The organism is Novosphingobium sp. SG919 (assembly GCF_012932495.1).
Lineage (GTDB): Bacteria > Pseudomonadota > Alphaproteobacteria > Sphingomonadales > Sphingomonadaceae > Novosphingobium > Novosphingobium rhizosphaerae.
In genome coordinates, this window is sequence record NZ_JABCNG010000006.1 from 338,029 (window position 1) to 355,500 (window position 17,472).

A 17,472-nucleotide genomic window follows, 5' to 3' on the forward strand; every position below is an offset into this window, starting at 1 on the left:
AAGATTGTGCAGACCGGGCGGCGAATCCCTGCCGCCCTTTGCTGGCAACTTGCAGGACGGCCGCACATGGCGCTTTTTAAGAACACCCGTTTTCGCCAGTCACTGCTGGTCACGGCTGCCATTGTGGCCGCGCCGGCACTGGCGACAACGGTCATCCTCACTGCGGGGAAAGCACCGGCGTCTCAGTCCAGCCAGCCGGTTGCGGCGGTCACGCTTGCCGCCAGCACGGGCACCGCAACCACGGCGGTGGTGGCCGCTTCGGCAGCCGCCACCGCCGCCTCGACCGGGGGCAGCCCGCTGCTGTTGGGCGCGCAGACGCATTTCAGCCAGGGTTGGGCCACTGGAGTGGGCGATCTGGCCGCGCAGGCGCAAGCGCCGCTCTTGCGCGATTCACTGCCCTGGGCGGCGGGCGAGGTGACCAAGGGGCAATATGCGCTGGGCAGCGCAGCGGCGCAGAACCTGATGGCTGCGTGCCAGGCGGGGCGGCGGCTGATCCTGACGGAAATTCCGGTCAACCCGCTTTACGACAATGGCTTGTGGGTTTCGTCCGAACAGGGGCGGACGGCCTATGCCGCCTATCTTGGCGCTCTGAAGGACAAGTTCGGATCGTGCCTTGCCGCGATCGAGCTGGGCAATGAGATCAACGGCAGCCGGGCGATGGTCTTCGCCAGCGGGATCGACAGTGTGGCGGCCTACGTGCGCATTGCCGCCGCCGCGCGCGCGCGTTTGGGCGGCAATCCCGCGCTGCTGGGCGGATCGACCAACATGATCGGCACCGGCTTCCTGCGCCCGCTGTTTGCCGCCGGGCTGCTCTCACAGGTCGACGGCCTGGCCGTGCACCCCTATCGCAACCGGGGCGAAGGGTTGGACGTGGAAATGGCGCAGCTCTGGGCGGCCATGGATGCCTCGGGCCGGCGCGTGCCGGTCTGGGCCACGGAATTCGGACTCGCCACACCAGACCAGGGGCTGGCGGCCGGCGAACTGGTCAAGCAGGCCACGCTGCTGGCGGCAAACGGCGTGGGCCAGGCCAGCTGGTATGCGCTGATCGACCAGACCGGCTTTCCCACCATGGGGCTTTTTGCCGGCACCGCGATCAAGGACCAGGGTCGCGCGTTCCGTTTCCTGCAAGCAAGCGTGCTGCCCAAGGGGCGCCCGGTGCGGCTCGACCTGGGCGATCCGCTGCTGTTTGCCTATCGCTTTGGCAGCGATACCACGGTGGTGTGGGGAAGCCCGCGCGGGCTGGTACTGGGCAATGGCACGCGTGCCTATGGCCCCACCGGCGCCGCGCTCGCCGCGCCCTTGATCGGGGACCAGCCGATCGTGCTGGTGGGCAAGGGCTATACCATCGGGTCTTCGGCCGTGGTGGCCGATACGCTGCTTGGCTGGGGCACGCCGGCCTGGCGCTATTTCGTGCGGGGCAAGACCGGCGCCGATACCGCGCTCGATTGGGTGGACGATACCTGGACCGGCTATTTCGGCAACAAGTTCAGCAAGCCCTTGCGCATCAACGCGACAAGCGCAGCGCCTGCGGGCGATGCCAGCGCACCGCTGCGCGCGGTGTGGCGCTATACGGCACCGGCGGCCCAGGCGGTGGATGTGCGCGGCTGCTTTGCCAAGGCGGCCAACGGCGACGGGGTGGACCTGTCCGTGCTGCGCAATGGCAAGGTCTTGTGGCAAGGCACGGTCACCACCGCGCTCCAACCCGGCCCGGTGGCGGTGGACCTCGCCGCAGGTGACAAGCTCGACCTGGTGGCCGGGCCGAACCAGACCTTTGGCGGCGACGCGTTCTTCTATCGCGTGGTGCTGTTCCGCCGGGGCCAGAGCACGGCGGTACCATGCCCCAACTGATCAAGGCGTGGCTGGGACGGGGGCAGGCGCGGGAACCGTAGCGGGTTGCGGTGCCTGGTTGGGCACCCGGCGCGCGGTGATCACTTTCACCGGCTGGGCCAGCATCTGCCCGCGCATGGCCCCTTCGCCCAGCGTGGGGGAAATCGGCATGTCCCAGATCTTGCGCACCACATCCATGCCCGAAACCACGTGCCCGAACGCGGCATAGCCCAATTGGGTATCAGTAACGGCTTTGGCGGGATCGGCACTGGCCGGATCGGCATCAAGACTGGGAATATCCGACAACAGGATCGAAAAATCCGACGTCGCCGTGCCCGGTGCCAGCCGTGCCAGGGAAAGCGTGCCGGCCTTGTGCAGAATGCCTGTCTGGCTGGTGGGTTCGTGCGCCACCGGCTTGAACAGCTTGGCACCATCACGGATGCCGCCCTGCAAGAGCCCGTTGGGCTGCTGCCCCCATTCAAGGTGCATGGCGCGGTAGAACATCATCCCGTCATAGCGCTTGCTGTCCACGTAGTGCAGGAAATTGCCCACGCTGACCGGCGCATGCTTCCCGTCCAGTTCCACCACGATGGTGCCCTGGTCGGTCACCAGCGCAACGGTCGCGACATCGGGAACCGGGGCCGGTGCCGCTTCGACCGGCGCCTTGGCAGGTGCGGCGCGCAACGCGGGCTTGCGCACAGGGGCCGCACCGGCGGCGGCGAACATCAGGTGGGAAGCGGCCAGGGCCAAGGCCAGGCGAGGGATATGGAAAGCGAATCGCGTGATCATCGGGCAATCCTGCCCGAAGTTGACACGGCCGGACATCCCAAAGGCGCATCCCACGGTCAGGCTGCACACCATGGATCATGGTTAACGCCGGCCTAGCAATCAACCACGGGGGTATGGTTACCAATCCCTGAACGTGCGCAGCCTAGGTTTCCCGGCATATCTGCCCCATCGCCGGAGGCTGCCGCCATGCTTCGTTTGCGTATTTCCGCCAAGTTGATCTCTGCCTTTGCCGTGATGCTGATAACGATCGCGGCCGTCACCGTGGTGGGGGTCGATCGCATCGGCGCTGTCAACGGTGTCGCCACCGAACTGCGCCAACGCTGGCTGCCGGCCACGCAATCGCTGGGCGAGTTGCACAGCCAGCTTGCGCAATACCGCGTCCTGCAGGCCGAACTGGTCGACACGCCGGACCCAAGCACGGCCAAGCGGGCGCGCGATATGCAAGCGGCGGTGGACAAGACCCTGGCTGATTATCGCGCGGCCACCACCGCACCCGAGCAGCAGGCGCTGCTTGCCACGTTCGAGGCCGGGTGGCGCGACATGACGGCAGACACCGATCGCCTCATCGCCGCGTCGGAAAGCGATCCCGCCGCGGCGCGGGCTGCCTTGGGCGGGCCATCGGGCGAACACTACGCCATGCTTGAAGACCTGATGCAGCGCCTCAGCGATGGCCAGGCCAAAGGCATGGCAACGATTTCCGAACAGGGTGCGGCCATCCATACCACTGCCCAAAGCTGGATGGTGGGCACGGCGGTGGCGGCACTGGCCGCGTCGGCGATCCTGTTGACGGTGCTGATCGCCGGTAGGGCAAGCCCGGCCCGGCGCATCCGCCCAGCAGCGGACCGCCCCACCCCCGGCCAGATCGCCCGCGACAGACAGCGCGCGCAGGCGGATCAGGCGCATGGCGAGGCCGAAAACGGCGCCCGCGCGGTGGAAAAACTCGCCAGTGACGGCAATCCAGCACCAGGCGACGCCGGCGATGTGGTGGGCCGCATCATGGCAGGATGCCGCACGATCCAGCAGGGCATCGACGACGTTGCGGCCGCCTCGTCCGATCTGTCCCTGCAGTCCGACCAGCAGCGAAATGCCCTGGCAGACACCGCGCGGACGCTCACCGAATTCACCGGCACCGTCAGGATCACCGCCGAAAATGCCCGCCAGACCAGCGGCCGGCTGCGCGTGGCGCGCGACACTGCCGGCAAGGTGGAAACCATCGCCCACGATGCCGTGGCGGCGATGCGCTCGATCGAGAGCAGCTCGCGCCAGATGGCCGAGATCATTGCCGTGATCGACGGCATCGCGTTCCAGACCAACCTGCTGGCACTGAACGCCGGGGTAGAAGCCGCCCGTGCCGGGGAGGCCGGCAAGGGCTTTGCCGTGGTGGCTGGCGAGGTGCGCGGCCTGGCGCAGCGCAGCGCGAACGCGGCCAAGGACATCGAGAGCTTGATCAATGCCAGTTCTCAACAGATCACCGATGGGGTGGCGCTGGTGGAAAGCAGCGGCGACGCGCTGCGCCAGATCGTGGGCGAAGTGAACGCGGTGTCGGGCCTGGTCGAAGAGATTGCCGACGCGGCCCAGCGCCAGGCCGACGGCATCGGCGCCATTTCGCGCATGGTATCGGGCATGGATGCGGGCCCACGGCGCAAACCGGCCATGGCGGCTCACGATACCGCCGGCGCCCGCGTTCTACCGAGCGAAGCCGACAGCCTGATGGAGCAATTGGCTCGGTTCCGGCTGCATGGCGGCAATGCCTCTCCGGTGCAGGCACCGCGCGTGGCGCCGGCTGCCGAATCCGGCGATTTTGCCTGGACGCCGGTTGCAGGGCCGGCCAGGCCCGCCCTGGGCCTGGCTTCAGAGGCCCGGCGCGCGGCGCCGGCGCAAGGGTTTGCCCTTAAAGGCACCCCCCTGTTTGCGCGCGATCAGTAGCCTGCTTCCACCGCCATGCGGATGGCGTCGGCGCTGGTGCGCACGCCCAGGGTGCGGATCACCGAGGAGCGGTGCATCTTTACCGTGCGTTCCGACAGGCCCAGCTCATAGGCGATCTGTTTGTTGAGCTTGCCCGCGGCCATGTGCACCAGGATTTCGCGCTGCCGGGGCGAAAGCAGCGCCACCGCATCGCGCGCCGCCTGCGATCGCGCAGTGGCCACGTTGTGCCCTGCTTCCAGATCCGCCGCCTTGCTAACATCCACTTGGGAACCAAGGAAATATTCAAGCTCGCCTTGCGCATCGAAGATGGGGGCGACCATCACCGCGTTGCGGAATGGGGTGCCATCTTTCTTGTAGTTGATGATCTCCACCAGCACCGGGCGCCCTTCGCGGATGCCCGCGCGCAGTTCCTCGGTCAGGTCCGCTTCGGTACCGGGCCCGCGCAGGAATCGGCAGTTGCGGCCGATGATCTCGTCCCGCTCATAGCCGGTCAGCGCTTCGAACGCGGCATTGCATTCCACGATCGGGTTGTCGGGCAAGCGGGGGTTGCTGATGACCGCAGCGACCGGGCTTGCCGTTATCATCTCGGATATCAGCATGTTTCCTCATGTGGCACGGTGCGCGCTTCGCTCCAGTGTCCTTTCGGCCATGTTGTAGCTGCGCGCCGCCAACTGCAAGTCCCAAGTACATGCCCGGTCTTGCCCTGATGCGCATCTTCTGCGTGCAGCCTCCCCGGGCCGGAGACTTCCGCCATGAACCTTATCACCCTCGATTTCGCTGCCGACCAAGGCACTCACGATGGTTGCGACCACGCCGCCCATGATCATGTCGCGCATGACAACGCCGTGCGCCACCATGCACCTGCGGCCAAGCCCACGGTGCCCGAGCAGGTGCAGGAAGCAATCCGCACGCTGCTGCGCTTTGCCGGCGAGGATCCCAGCCGCGAGGGACTGATCGACACGCCGGCCCGCGTGGGCCGGGCCTGGCTGGAATATTGCCAGGGCTATCGCGAAGATCCCAGCGTGCACCTGACCCGCACGTTCGAGGAAGTGGGCGGCTATGATGAAATCGTGTTGCTGCGCGACATTCCGTTCCAATCGCACTGCGAGCACCACATGGCGCCGATCACCGGCAAGGCCTCGATCGCCTATCTGCCGCACAACCGCGTGGTGGGCATTTCCAAGCTGGCCCGCGTGCTGCACGGATATGCCCGCCGCCTGCAGGTGCAAGAGCGCCTGACCGCGCAAGTGGCGCAGTGCATCTGGGACCATCTTCAGCCCCAGGGCGTGGCCGTGGTGATCGAAGCGCAGCACGGCTGCATGACGGCACGCGGCGTATGCACGCCGGGCGTGGGCATGGTCACCAGCCGCATGCTCGGCTGCTTCCTCAACGATGCCAGCTCGCGCCGCGAAGTCATGTCCCTGATGGGCCGCAGCTGACGCGGCAGGGAGGGGAAGCGGTGCATTTCGGGATCATCGGGGCCGGGCTTGCCGGGTTGACCTGCGCGGCCAGGCTGGTGGGGGCCGGCCACGCGGTCAGCGCTTTTGACAAAGGGCGCGGACCGGGCGGGCGCATGTCCACGCGGCGGGTCGAAACGCCGCTGGGCCAGGCCCGGTTCGACCATGGCGCGCAGTTCTGTGCGGCCACCACCCCTGGCTTTGCCCGGCAACTGGCCGACTGGGCGGCACGCGGCGTCGCCGCCCCCTGGCCGGCAGCGGGGCCCGATGCCCACGTCGGCGTGCCGGGCATGAATGCCCTGGTGGCCGATCTGGCACAGCAGCACGACGTGACTTTTGGTTGCCTGGTCAAGGGCCTGGTCCACGATGGCCGGCAGTGGTGGCTGGTGCTGGACGGTGAGCGGCGCGGGCCATTTGATGCCGTGATCGTGGCAACGCCGGCCGAACAGGCGGCGCCACTGCTTTCGCTGCATGCCTTTCCGATGGCGCGCGCGGCGGCAGGCACTGCCTCGCAGGCCTGCTGGACCGCGATGTTGGCCTGGGCCGATCCGCTGCCGCTGGACTGGTCGGTGTGGCAGGCCAAGGACGCGAAGGGCAATGGCGCGCTGGCCTGGGCTGCACGCAATTCGGCCAAACCGGGGCGCGGCGGCCCCGCGCTGGGTGATCCCGAATGCTGGGTGGTTCACGCCGGGCCGGATTGGTCGCGTCGCCACCTGGAAATGGAGCCCGACGCCGTGATCGGGCTGATGGTCGAGGAATTCGCCGCGCTGGCCGGGATGGCCCTGCCCGAGCCGCTGGTGGCGCGCGCGCACCGCTGGCGCTTTGCACGCCCCGCCGGCACCGGCAACACCGCGTTGTGGGACCATACGCTGCGCCTGGGCGCTTGCGGCGATTGGTTGACCGAACCGACGATCGAAGGCGCATGGCTTTCGGGCACGGCACTGGCCGACCGCATCCTGGCGCCCGTCGCCGCCTGAAAACAGCGCAAAACTGGGCAGAACCGGACCGGGACGACAGCCCCGGCCCGGTTCTTGCGCTGGTTATTGCGGCAGCACGGGGTGCTTCACAATCGGTGGCGGCTTGGGGAACTGCTGCGGCGGATTGGCCTGGAGCAAGGTAAGCGCCTCGGCGACAGCCCGCTCCAGTTGCGGATCATGGCCCTGGCGGATCAGCGCAGGGTCCTGTTCCACCTCGATATCGGGCGGGATGCCGATCCCTTCCACTTCCCACTGCCCACTGGTGCCATAGATCGCCCAGCGCGGCGCCGTGACACTGCCGCCATCGATCAGCGGCGGGTAATTGCCGATGCCGACCAGGCCGCCCCAGGTGCGCTTGCCCACCAGCGGGCCCACCTTTTCCTTGTGGAACAACCAGGGTAGCGCATCCCCGCCAGACCCCGACATTTCATTGATGACCATCACCTTGGGGCCAAAGATGGCCGCCGCCGGCTCAATCTGGTCGGCCCCTTCCCTGGTCACGTTGACCATCTGCGGCGTGCGCTTCAACTGATCGACGATATAGTCTGCGATCTGCCCGCCATGGTTGAAGCGCTCGTCGATCACCGCGCCCTGCTTGCCCACTTGCGCAAAGTAATAGCGGTTGAAATTGGCAAAGCCACCCGCCGCCGTATCGGGCACATAGACATAGGCAAGCTTGCCGCCCGAAAGGCGATCGACGGTGCGGCGGTTGCCCTCCATCCAGCTGCGCAGGCGCAACTGCCCCTCGCTGGCGATCGGGACCACGGTGACCTTGCGCGCGCCAGCCCCGCTGGCCGTTGTGGCCACGGTCAAGACCGTCTGCTTGCCCGCCGTGCCATCGAGCGCGCGGTCGATCTCGGTATCGGTGGTCACGCTCTGGCCGTTTACCGCCAGGATGAACTCGCCGGCATGGACATTGACGCCGGGCTGGCTGAGCGGGGCTACCAGCTTGGGATTCCAGTTCTCGCCCAGCAGCACGCGGGCAATGCGCCAGCGCCCGTCCACCGCTTCATAATCGGCGCCGAGCAACCCGCCTTTGGCCGTCTGCTGCTCGGGCACGTCGCCGCCGTTGATGAACGTGTGGCCGATCGAGATATGGCCGGTCATCTCTTCCAGCAGCACATTGAGATCCTGCCGCGCGGCCAGGCCCGGCAGGAAGCGGGCATAGAGCGCTTCGGCCCGCGCCAAGTCCAGGCCATGGTGGTTGGGATCGTAGAGGAAGTCACGCTCGATGCGCCAGACCTCGTGGTAGATCTGCTTCCATTCCGCCTGGGGATCGACCCACACGCGCACGTCTTCGAACTTGACCGGCTTGGCGCTGTCGCCGTCCTTCACTTCCTTGTCGGCGTCGGCGACCAGCCAGGTGCCGCTCCGCTGCAGCAGAATCTTGCTGCCGTCGGCGGAAACCGAGAAACTGTCGGGCAGCACGCCTTGCGCCAGTTCCTTGTTCTTGCGTTCCTTCAACTCGAACCGGAACAGCGTGCGCGGCGGGCCGGCCTCGTCGCCTTCCAGGTAATCGGCATCGGTCGCGGCGGGGGGAATGGTCAGGGTGTAGACCACGCCCTCCTTGCCGGTTTCCAGTTGCACGATATTGGCGCGCGGGATCGGCAGGGCGAGGATGCGCTGGTCCAGCCCGTCGAAATCGATGCGCACCGGCGGTGGCGGGGCATCCTTTTCGGTCTTCTCGTCCTTATCGTTCTTGCTGTCCGCCTTTTCATCGGGCTTTTCGGCGGCAGAACTGGCACCGTCGTCCTTGGCGCGGGCCTTGCGCTTGGCCGGCTTGTCGCGGCCGGGCATCGTATCGGCCGCGCTTTCCTCGTCGCTTTCGGGCGCGATCGGCGAGGCGGTGTCCTTGCGCAAGACCATGACATAGGCTGCCCCGTCGATAGCGCGCCCCATGCTCGACATATCGAGCCAGCCCGTCGCCGGCCCGGTGGCGGTGGTGGCCGCGAAATAGAGGTACTTGCCGTTGCGATCGAACCGGGGGGAGATCACGTCGCTCAGCCCGTCGGTGACCTGGGTGTTCTTGCCCGTGGCCAGCGAATGCACCCAGGCGGCGTGCAAGTGGCTGGGCAACTGCCGGGTGTAGACGATCCACTGGCTGTCGGCCGACCAGGCCGCGTCGAAATTTGAACCGGGCGCGTCATACAGATTGGTGTCGATCTTTGCCGGCGCCGCGCCACTGGCGAGGTCGATCAACCACAGGTTGAGGCGCTTGTCCTCGAACACGATCTTCTTGCTGTCGGGCGACCAGCGCGGGTTGTAGAAGAACGACGGCGGCGTTCCCAAGGCGATCTTGCGCACTGGGCCCAGGCCGTCTGCGGCGCCGACATGCAGCGCATATTCGCCCGATTCATCGGAAAACCAGGCGATCTTGCTGCCATCGGGCGATGGCGCCGGATCGCGATCGGCAACGCCGGGCGAGTGGGTGATGTTGCGCACGTCACCCTTTTCGGCCGGCGCCGAAAGCACGTCGCCGCGCGCCTCAAGGATTACGCGCTTGCCCGTGCCGCTCAGCCGCGCATGCGTGACGCCATCAGGCTTGATCTCCACGAAATGGGCCCGCCGCTGCGGCAGATCGGCATCGATCGTCACCGGCACCGGGCTGACCTTGCCACTGGCAATGTCATAGATCTCAAGCCTGCCGAAATGGTCGATCACCACCCCCCCAGGCCCCGCGCCGATCGCCGCCATGTCGAAACCCTGGGCGTTGTCCACCAGCCGTGTTACCGCGCCATTGGCCGGATCATAGCTGTAGAGCGTGACCGGGCCATCGCGATCGGACAGGAAATAGACCTTGTCGCCGATCCATAGCGGGTGCGTGTCATTGCTGTTGGGGCGCGGGATCGGCGTGACCGCGGAATCGGAAAGGCGGGCAATCCAGATGCGAGCGGTCTGCCCGCCACGATATTGCTTCCACGCCGGCTGCCACCGCTCGATCGGGGAATAGGCGATGCGGCTGCCATCGGGGGAAAAGGCGCCTTCCTCGCCGCTGGGCAGCGGCACGGGCGTGGGCGCGCCGCCGCTGGCGGGCACCAGGAACATCTGGTGCGCATCGCGCACCGCCACGCGTGGGGAGCGGAACAGCACGCGGCTGCCATCGGCCGACCAGCCCAGTGCCACGTCGGCACCGGGGTGCCAGGTCAGGCGGCGCGGTTCCCCGCCAAGCGCGGGCACGACATAGACATCGGTATTGCCGTCATAGCGGCCGGTAAACGCGATCTGGCTGCCGTCGGGCGAAAACACCGGGCCCGACAGGGCGCCTTGGCCGCTCACCAATCGCACCGCGCGCCCGCCGCTGCGCGGCACAACCCAGATTTCACCGCCATAGACGAATGCGATCTGCGTGGCCGAAAGCGTGGGTTGTTGCAGCAACAGGGGATCGGTGGCGGCCCGCGCCGCCGGCAGGGCGAAAGTGGTGGTTGCCAGCAAGGCCGAGGCCAGCACAATGAGGTTGCGTCGCATGTTCCCCCCGGGGGCCGAAATGGCCAGCGCGCACGCTAGCGCAGGCAACAGCGGGCCACAATTGCCGAAAACCGGGGCAGCGCATGGTAAAGGATGCGACAAGGCCTAGGCGCCGCGCCTAAATCTTGAGCGCCCGCTGTAGTGCCACAATCGTACGCGTTATTGCAACGGGCGTCCCCACGGTGGGGCGCACCCAGTCGTCAAGCGGCGGGAAGGCCCGCGCAACCTGCATGCCGGCCTCGGCCGGTCTTGCCCGCAAGCCTGTGGCGGGAACCGGACTGGCAAAGAACATGAAATCCGCCTCGCTGGCACCATACCTAAACCCAGCCTGTCGAGCGCGGCACCAGAGCATAAGGCGCGGTCCTGCCGGTGTTCCGACGCACCGGCCTTACGCGCCCTTGCGTTTCGCCAGGTAGGCCGCGATCCGCTTGGCCGTGTCATCGTCGAGGGGGGCGCCATAGACGGTTCGCATCTTGGCGACTTCGGCAGTCCAGAATGCGGCGCCCATGCCCGGAGACTGGTTGACGATATAATCGAGCGAATGGCACGCGGCGCAATGCGCCTCGACCAGCTCGGCCTCGCTGCCGGTGCCCAGCCGCACCGTGGGTTCTGGCGGCGGGCGATAGGTGGCCGCGCAGAGCGTGGCCAGCGCCGCCACGGCCAGGGCTGCGATGCCCAGCCGCCGCATCATGCCCGTGCCTCGATATGCACGGTTTCGACCACATTGCGGCGATAGCCTGCGGGGTTCCATTGCGGCTCCAGCGGCTGGACCTCGCCGTTTTGGCTGGTGGCACGCGCGCCGATGGCATGAACGCCGGGCGGCAAGGCCACTTCTGCCTGCCAGCCGCGAAACGAATAGCGCCCGAGATCTTCACCAAGCTGCGCAGGTTGCCACGTGCTGCCGCCATCGCGGGTGATCGCCACGCTGGCAATGCCGCTGCCCCCGTCGAACGCGATCCCGCGCAGTCGCACCGGCACGTTGGCGCGCACCACCGCGCCATCGGCGTGGCTGGTCACGAAGGAGCGAACGTTGAGCCTGCCGATCGGGCGGGTGCGATCGGGCTTGGCGCCAGGGGCCACGCAGTCGCACGCGGTGTCCGGAATGCGATAGGCCTTGCTCATCCAATAGCCGTCGAACACGCTGTCGGTCACCGTGATGCGGGACAGGTGCTTGATCCAATAGGTGCCGTAATAGCCCGGCACGACCAGCCGCAGCGGATAGCCATTGAGAAAGGGCAGCGCCTGGCCGTTCATGCCCCAGGCGAGCAGCACATCCCCCTCGAGAACATGGTCGAGATCGAGGGCCTTGGCAAAATCGGGCACGGATTGCGCCGGCGGCTGGTCCAGGCCGTCGAACACCACCTGGCGGGCGCCGGCCTTGATCCCAGCGCGCGCCAGCACGTCGCGCAGCGGCACGCCGTGCCAGCGGGCATTGCCCATGGCCCCGTTGCCAAGCTGCCCACCCGCCACGCGTGGGGCAACAAGACCCCGCCCGTTGCCCGAGCACTGGTTCACCGCCACCAGTTCGACCGCCGGAAAATCGCGCTGCAGATCTGCCAGCGACAGCGACAGCGCGCGATCGACCAGGCCGCCCACGTCCACGCGATGGCTGCGCGCATCGAGATCGGTGGGCAGGTCGCTCAGGTGATAGCGCACGAAGAACGCGTCGTTGGGTGTCAGCAGCCCTTCGTCGAACACGGCGAAGGGCGTTTCCAGTTGCGGCGGGCGGCTGGTCTGCAGGATCAGCGGGCGTTTTTGCGGAAAGCGGGTGAGCGGCCGTTCACCATTGGCAAAGGGCAGGTGAGCAGTGCCGTGGGGCACGGCCGCGTGCCCATCCACAGCCATGGCGGCGCCGACAGCGGTTGCCAGCAGGCCAGTCGTCACCGCCCGGCGCGCGAGTGGAACGGCACCGCCCGCCTCTTCGCCATCTGCTTCGGATCGCACCATCGCCTGCTCTTCCCCCGACTATGCCGCAAGAGACTAGCGCGGTTGCCATGCGATGGAAATCGGCATGGCAATGTCCAATATACCATGCAGCAAAACTGGACGATCGCCGCTGCGCTTGGTCGACCAGCTGCATGACGTATCATGAACGCTGAAGCACCCACGTGCCGAACTCGTTTGTCCCGCCACGCCGGCAGCCATAGCCTTGGCCCCCTTGGCTAGGAGTGGTTTCCATGGGTCTATTCGAACCGGGTCGGCTTGGCCGGCTGACGGCGCCCAACCGTATCGTCATGGCGCCGCTCGGCCGTGCCCGCAACGATGCGGACACCCACGAAGCGGGTGACCTGTGGGTTGAATACTATGCCCAGCGCGCCAGCAGGGTGCTCAATCCGCAGGATGAAGCCACTTGGTATAGCGGCGGCGCCCACGGCTGCACCGACTATCCCACCCTGCGCGCAACGCACGGGCCCACGCTGCCCGAACCCGCCTGATCGCGGCACCAAACGCAAACCTGGAGCGAAAACATGCCCGTGCAGTTCATCGGCGCCATCGGCACCAGCGGCGGATCGGAAAGCCGCGCGCCACATGGCCCGGTCGTCGACAAAGTCTATCTGGGCGCGATCGCGCGGGCGCACGAATTGGCCGGTTTCGACCGCGTCCTGATCGGCTATTTCAGCAGCGCCCCGGACGGGTTCCAGATCGCAGCCTATGCCGCGCAGCAAACCGAGCGGCTCCAGTTCCTGCTCGCCCATCGCCCGGGCTTTGTTGCACCGACATTGGCCGCACGCCAACTGGCCACGCTGGACCAGTTCATCGATGGGCGGCTGGCGGTGCATATCATCACCGGCGGCTCTGATGCCGAGCAGCAGCGCGACGGCGATTTCCTGGGCAAGGCTGAACGCTATGCCCGCACCGACGATTATCTGGACGTGGTGAAGCGCACTTGGACCGCGACCGAGGCATTCGATCACGACGGTCCGTTTTACCAGGTCCGCCAAAGCTTTGCTGCAGTAAAGCCGGTGCAGCAACCGCATCTGCCGGTCTATTTCGGCGGCTCGTCGGACGAGGCCATCGCCGTGGCGGGCAAACATGCCGACGTTTTTGCACTGTGGGGCGAAACGCTGGAGCAGACCGCGCAAACCATCGCCCGCGTCCGCGCGGCAGCCGCGCGGCACGGGCGGTCAGACCAGATCGGCTTCAGCCTGTCGCTGCGCCCCGTGCTCGCCCGCACGGAAGACGAAGCCTGGGCGCGGGCCGATCGTATCCTGGCCGCAGCCAAGGCGCAGCGCGCCAAGGCCCAAGGCGCATATCCGGTGCAACTGTTCCGCAATGACGATGGCACAGTGCCCAATGTCGGATCCCAGCGCCTGCTGGACGCCGCCGCCGGCGGCCGTGTGCGCGACAAGCGGCTGTGGACCGAAATTGCCGCGCTGACCGGAGGCAGCGGGAATTCCACCGCGCTGGTCGGTACTGCCGAACAAGTCGCGGAAAGCCTGCTCGACTATTACGATCTGGGCATCGACACTTTCCTTATCCGCGGGTTCGACCCGCTGGAAGATGCCATCGAATATGGCCGCGATCTGCTGCCACTGGTCCGCGCCGCGGTGGCGGAGCGGGACATGGCCCGCGTCGCCGCAGAATGATGGCGGCGATTGGTCGATAACTGCCGATCGCGCCGGCCAGCACGCCCGAGTGCCTGGCACGGCAGGTCGTCCATGAGGCATGCCGCGATCCGATCCAAGCACCGCATGCCGCCGTGAAAACCTGGACATTCAACCACACCGCAGGGCAGATCGCATGAGCGAACAGATTGATCAGGAATGGGCCGACCGGTTGGCCCCAACGCGCCGCGCGGTGCTGGGCGCCGGAATTGCCGGGCTTGGCGCTGCGGCCGCCGGCACCATGCCACAGCAGGCGCAGGCTGCTTCGCCCGGTGGCCAGGCAATCACCGCAGGCAAGCTGCAACCGACCACGACGACAGGCGACAGCGAGTGGGGGTATGAGACCTTTGCCGAGCCTACCGATCGCCCCGGATCGACCCGGCCGGGAGAAGCGCAGTTGTCCGCAGCGCCCCGGCCCTACACCGCGATCAAAAGCTATCACGCGCACGTCTATTTCGACGAGGATACCTATCACAAGGCCGCCTTGCTGCGGAAATGGGCGGCAGAGCGCTTTGCCGTGGAACTGGGCAACTGGAACAAGGAACCTCGCGGGCCGCATGTCACCCCGTCGTTCTATTTCGGTTTTACCGTGGAACAGTTGCCGGTGATCATTCCATGGCTTCAGCTCAACAGCCTGGGCCTGACGATCCTGATCCATCCGAACACCGACAACCCGCGCGCCGATCATCTCGACTATGCGCTGTGGGTCAACCGGTCGCAGCCGGTCAATGCCTATGGCATGGAAACGTCGTTGACGCCGGGCAAGCGCAACGATCTGCCGGTCTATCCCAACACGCGGCCTTCGGTCATCCTCGAGGTCTGATCGCGCGGCACGCTGGAACCGGCCGGCACGATCGGCTTTATCAGTTGACGATCCGTGTCGCTGGTTTCAGGTATCCCGATGAAAAACTTTCTCTTTTCCGCCGCGACTTTGGCTGCTGCGTTTCTTGCCACGGCAAGCGCGCATGCGGGCGTGCAGAGCGCTGGGCAACAGGAAGACCAGGATCCTGCCCTGACGCCCCAGGCGCTGGGCGAGGCGCTGTCGTGCCGATCGCGCGAGGCGCTCGAAGCCTTTGCCGGCGCGCTGTTTCTCGGTGATACCTCGCCGGCCTGGATGCACGAGATCAAGGACGACGACAAACAGACGCAAGGTATGCTGGGCCTCTACGGCTATACGCTGTCGCGGCCGGTCCTGTTGTTGGAGGAGCCGGTCGACCGCGTCTATTTCCTCCAGAACTGGGTGGTCACGCTCTGGCCGCGCAAGAAGGCCAAAGCGTTCATCGCTGCCCAGAAAATGGCGCGGGCGCCGATCAAGGGCACCGAGCAGTATTATCGGTTCATCGATCCGGACAGCGGCCCGATGCTGGGCGCGTTCGAACCGACCGGCAATGCCACGGCCGCCATGCTTGCCAAGGCTTTCGGTGGCGAACTGCCGGACGCCGGGCCAAGCGACAGCCTGTTTGTGGGATGCAATTATACACCCGCATCGCAAGTGGACTTCCTGGAAGCGGCGCGCCAGTCGGATGCCACAGTCCGCGACACGGCCCAAAGCCTGGGCGAGGCGCTGCAGGAGAGAAAGCAGCCATAGCCACGGCAGCCCGGATCACGCGGCCAACGGCGATCCCGGTGCTGCCTGGCGGCGTTGCAAAGTGACCAGCAGAACCAGCGCCGCTGCCACCCCCATGATCCCGGCGGCCACGAAGGCAGGCGCATAGCTGCCGCTCTGTTCGCGGATGACACCGGCAGCAAAGGCCGCGCAGGCCGCGCCGAGTTGATGGCCGGTCTGGATCCAGCCGAACACGATCGGCGCTTCCTGTTCGCCGAAGGCCTGGTTGGCGAGCTTTACGGTGGGCGGCACCGTGGCGATCCAGTCCAGGCCATAGAACACTGCGAAGACGCCCAGGCTGGTGGCATCGAAGCTGAGGAAGGGCAGCGCCAGAAGCGAAAGGCCGCGCAGGCCATAATAGACGATCAGCAACACGCGCGGATTGTAGCGATCGGTCAGCCAACCCGAAGCGGTGGTTCCGAACAAGTCGAAGAAGCCCATGGTCGAAAGCAGGCCGGCCGCCGCCACCGGCGCGATGCCGTGATCACCGCAAAAGGCGATCATGTGCGTGCCGACCAGTCCATTGGTGGTCAAGCCGCAGACGAAGAATGTGCCGAACAGCAGCCAGAACATCGGCCGCCGGCCGGCACGCAACAACACGCTGATCGCCAGGCCGGCCGTGCGCGCCTGCCTGGGTGCAGGTGCCGGCGCACTGTCGGGGCCTTCGCCAAAGCGGCGCGTGCCGATATCGCCGGGATGCTCGGGCAAGACCAGCGCCACGATCGGCACCAAGGCGAGGCAGGCCAGGCTCACGGCCAAGACCACCGGCCGCCAGGCTCCCTCGCGCGATAGCCAGGCCAGCAGGGGCAGGAAGATCAAGGCGCCGGTCGCGGTGCTGGCGCTCAGCAGCCCCATGACCAGCCCCTGCCGCGTGGCGAACCAGCGATTGACCACTGCGGCGCCCAGCACCGATGCGACCGCACCGCTGCCGATGCCCGACAGCACGCCCCAAGTCAGCACATAGTGCCAAGGCTCCCGCATCCACAGGCTCGCGAAAGTGGATGCCGCCATGAGCACGAGGCCAGCCAGCATGGTTCGGCGAATGCCGAAGGACACCATCAGCGCTGCAGCGAACGGACCGACCAGGCCATAGAGGAAAATGCCGATCGCCGCCGACAGGGAAATGGTGGCCCGATCCCAGCCGAAGTGGGCCTGGAGCGGCACCATCAGCACGCCCGGAGTGGCGCGCAACCCTGCAGACACGAGCAACGCAAGGAACGTGGCCGCAACGACGAGGATGATATGCGCGCGGGCACGCACCAGCCCGGTCTTGTGGAGCAGACGGCTCATGCCCGGCCTCCTTGCGAGATTGCCACGAGATCCTGCAGGGCGGCCTCGACATCGGCCCAGCGCTGCAGGCCGAACTGGCCGATCAGCCGCTGCTGTGCCTGGTCCCAGGCATCCTTGGCAGCAGCGATCGCCTCATGGCCCGACGCTGTCAGCCTGGCCTGCTTGGCACGGCCCTTGCCCTCGTCGATGGCAACCCACCCTTCCCGCTCCAACGGTTTGAGCGTGCGATAAAGCGTCGTGCGATCCATCACCAGGATATGCGCGAGGTCCATCAGCGGGACGGGCTCGTGCCGGGCGATGTTTCGCAGGACGGCAAATTGCGCGAGGGAAAGCGCGGTGTCTTCCATCACCTCGTCATAGAAGCGGGTGACCGCGCGCGACGCCTTGCGCAGCGCATTGCACGCGCAGGCAAGGCCATCGATGGGGATCGAATCTTGATGCATATGCATCATATGCCGCCGACCATCAGGACCTGTCAACGCCGCACGCCACGGCGTGCGGCGCGGCGTGGCGCGGCGCGGCGCATCAGA

At 66.7% G+C, this 17,472-nt stretch carries 15 protein-coding genes; 8 read left to right on the plus strand and 7 right to left on the minus strand.

Translation table 11 applies throughout. The features are described 5' to 3' along the window. Positions 1 to 66: 66 nt before the first annotated feature. Complete coding sequence (locus FHT19_RS21680; RefSeq protein WP_169476759.1) at positions 67 to 1,848, plus strand: hypothetical protein; 1,782 nt, start codon at positions 67 to 69, stop codon at positions 1,846 to 1,848. On the opposite strand, the gene FHT19_RS21685 is transcribed toward FHT19_RS21680, so the two are convergent. Then, complete coding sequence (locus FHT19_RS21685; RefSeq protein ID WP_168556231.1) at positions 1,849 to 2,616, minus strand: peptidylprolyl isomerase; 768 nt, start codon at positions 2,614 to 2,616, stop codon at positions 1,849 to 1,851. It abuts the gene before it with no gap. A gap of 186 nt (positions 2,617 to 2,802) precedes the next feature. On the opposite strand from FHT19_RS21685, the gene FHT19_RS21690 reads away from it, so the two are divergent. After that, a complete protein-coding gene (locus FHT19_RS21690; protein ID WP_248290597.1) occupies positions 2,803 to 4,542 on the plus strand; it encodes a methyl-accepting chemotaxis protein in 1,740 nt (579 codons plus the stop codon). Here the strand turns inward: FHT19_RS21690 and FHT19_RS21695 are convergent. Beyond that, positions 4,536 to 5,141, minus strand: a complete 606-nt coding sequence (locus FHT19_RS21695; protein ID WP_168556230.1) for a PAS domain-containing protein — start codon at positions 5,139 to 5,141, stop codon at positions 4,536 to 4,538. The genes FHT19_RS21690 and FHT19_RS21695 overlap by 7 nt on opposite strands. 153 nt (positions 5,142 to 5,294) lie before the next feature. Between FHT19_RS21695 and folE the strand changes: the two genes are divergently transcribed. Together folE and FHT19_RS21705 are read left to right on the plus strand one after the other, a co-directional pair. Beyond that, positions 5,295 to 5,981, plus strand: a complete 687-nt coding sequence (folE, locus tag FHT19_RS21700) for a GTP cyclohydrolase I FolE (protein WP_169476760.1) — start codon at positions 5,295 to 5,297, stop codon at positions 5,979 to 5,981. A gap of 20 nt (positions 5,982 to 6,001) precedes the next feature. Next, positions 6,002 to 6,976, plus strand: a complete 975-nt coding sequence (locus FHT19_RS21705; RefSeq protein ID WP_169476761.1) for an FAD-dependent oxidoreductase — start codon at positions 6,002 to 6,004, stop codon at positions 6,974 to 6,976. A gap of 63 nt (positions 6,977 to 7,039) precedes the next feature. Here FHT19_RS21705 and FHT19_RS21710 read toward each other — a convergent pair whose 3' ends face one another. The 3 genes from FHT19_RS21710 to FHT19_RS21720 all read right to left on the minus strand — a co-directional run bounded on the left by FHT19_RS21710 (position 7,040) and on the right by FHT19_RS21720 (position 12,388). Beyond that, positions 7,040 to 10,441, minus strand: coding sequence for a S41 family peptidase (locus tag FHT19_RS21710; RefSeq protein WP_169476762.1), 3,402 nt, complete (start codon positions 10,439 to 10,441; stop codon positions 7,040 to 7,042). 388 nt (positions 10,442 to 10,829) lie between these two features. Further along, the gene (locus tag FHT19_RS21715) at positions 10,830 to 11,132 is read right to left on the minus strand and encodes a cytochrome C (RefSeq protein ID WP_248290598.1); all 303 of its coding nucleotides are present in this window, start codon (positions 11,130 to 11,132) and stop codon (positions 10,830 to 10,832) included. Beyond that, on the minus strand, positions 11,129 to 12,388 hold the full coding sequence (locus FHT19_RS21720) for a molybdopterin-dependent oxidoreductase (protein WP_169476763.1): 1,260 nt from the start codon (positions 12,386 to 12,388) through the stop codon (positions 11,129 to 11,131). The genes FHT19_RS21715 and FHT19_RS21720 overlap by 4 nt, the downstream gene beginning before the upstream one ends. A 230-nt stretch (positions 12,389 to 12,618) precedes the next feature. Between FHT19_RS21720 and FHT19_RS24490 the strand changes: the two genes are divergently transcribed. The 4 genes from FHT19_RS24490 (at position 12,619) to FHT19_RS21740 (ending at position 15,634) form a co-directional block, all read left to right on the plus strand. Beyond that, positions 12,619 to 12,876: a hypothetical protein gene (locus FHT19_RS24490; RefSeq protein WP_248290599.1), complete on the plus strand. Its 258-nt coding sequence runs from the start codon at positions 12,619 to 12,621 to the stop codon at positions 12,874 to 12,876. 33 nt (positions 12,877 to 12,909) lie between these two features. Beyond that, positions 12,910 to 14,028, plus strand: coding sequence for an LLM class flavin-dependent oxidoreductase (locus FHT19_RS21730; RefSeq protein ID WP_169476764.1), 1,119 nt, complete (start codon positions 12,910 to 12,912; stop codon positions 14,026 to 14,028). A 154-nt stretch (positions 14,029 to 14,182) separates the two neighbouring features. After that, positions 14,183 to 14,869, plus strand: coding sequence for a DOPA 4,5-dioxygenase family protein (locus FHT19_RS21735; RefSeq protein ID WP_169476765.1), 687 nt, complete (start codon positions 14,183 to 14,185; stop codon positions 14,867 to 14,869). A gap of 78 nt (positions 14,870 to 14,947) precedes the next feature. Further along, on the plus strand, positions 14,948 to 15,634 hold the full coding sequence (locus tag FHT19_RS21740; protein ID WP_169476766.1) for a hypothetical protein: 687 nt from the start codon (positions 14,948 to 14,950) through the stop codon (positions 15,632 to 15,634). Between the two features lie 15 nt (positions 15,635 to 15,649). Here the strand turns inward: FHT19_RS21740 and FHT19_RS21745 are convergent, their stop codons facing one another. Together FHT19_RS21745 and FHT19_RS21750 are read right to left on the minus strand one after the other, a co-directional pair. Next, on the minus strand, positions 15,650 to 16,942 hold the full coding sequence (locus FHT19_RS21745) for an MFS transporter (protein ID WP_169476767.1): 1,293 nt from the start codon (positions 16,940 to 16,942) through the stop codon (positions 15,650 to 15,652). Then, positions 16,939 to 17,385, minus strand: coding sequence for a MarR family winged helix-turn-helix transcriptional regulator (locus tag FHT19_RS21750; protein WP_169476768.1), 447 nt, complete (start codon positions 17,383 to 17,385; stop codon positions 16,939 to 16,941). Before FHT19_RS21750 ends, FHT19_RS21745 begins: the two co-directional genes overlap by 4 nt. Between the last annotated feature and the right edge of the window lie 87 nt (positions 17,386 to 17,472).

Coding starts and splice junctions, on each gene's coding strand:
- FHT19_RS21680 (WP_169476759.1), top strand. CDS start 67: ATGGCGCTTTTTAAGAACACCCGTTTTCGCCAGTCACTGCTGGTCACG.
- FHT19_RS21685 (WP_168556231.1), bottom strand. CDS start 2,616: ATGATCACGCGATTCGCTTTCCATATCCCTCGCCTGGCCTTGGCCCTG.
- FHT19_RS21690 (WP_248290597.1), top strand. CDS start 2,803: ATGCTTCGTTTGCGTATTTCCGCCAAGTTGATCTCTGCCTTTGCCGTG.
- FHT19_RS21695 (WP_168556230.1), bottom strand. CDS start 5,141: ATGCTGATATCCGAGATGATAACGGCAAGCCCGGTCGCTGCGGTCATC.
- folE (WP_169476760.1), top strand. CDS start 5,295: ATGAACCTTATCACCCTCGATTTCGCTGCCGACCAAGGCACTCACGAT.
- FHT19_RS21710 (WP_169476762.1), bottom strand. CDS start 10,441: ATGCGACGCAACCTCATTGTGCTGGCCTCGGCCTTGCTGGCAACCACC.
- FHT19_RS21715 (WP_248290598.1), bottom strand. CDS start 11,132: ATGATGCGGCGGCTGGGCATCGCAGCCCTGGCCGTGGCGGCGCTGGCC.
- FHT19_RS21720 (WP_169476763.1), bottom strand. CDS start 12,388: ATGGTGCGATCCGAAGCAGATGGCGAAGAGGCGGGCGGTGCCGTTCCA.
- FHT19_RS24490 (WP_248290599.1), top strand. CDS start 12,619: ATGGGTCTATTCGAACCGGGTCGGCTTGGCCGGCTGACGGCGCCCAAC.
- FHT19_RS21730 (WP_169476764.1), top strand. CDS start 12,910: ATGCCCGTGCAGTTCATCGGCGCCATCGGCACCAGCGGCGGATCGGAA.
- FHT19_RS21735 (WP_169476765.1), top strand. CDS start 14,183: ATGAGCGAACAGATTGATCAGGAATGGGCCGACCGGTTGGCCCCAACG.
- FHT19_RS21740 (WP_169476766.1), top strand. CDS start 14,948: ATGAAAAACTTTCTCTTTTCCGCCGCGACTTTGGCTGCTGCGTTTCTT.
- FHT19_RS21745 (WP_169476767.1), bottom strand. CDS start 16,942: ATGAGCCGTCTGCTCCACAAGACCGGGCTGGTGCGTGCCCGCGCGCAT.
- FHT19_RS21750 (WP_169476768.1), bottom strand. CDS start 17,385: ATGCATCAAGATTCGATCCCCATCGATGGCCTTGCCTGCGCGTGCAAT.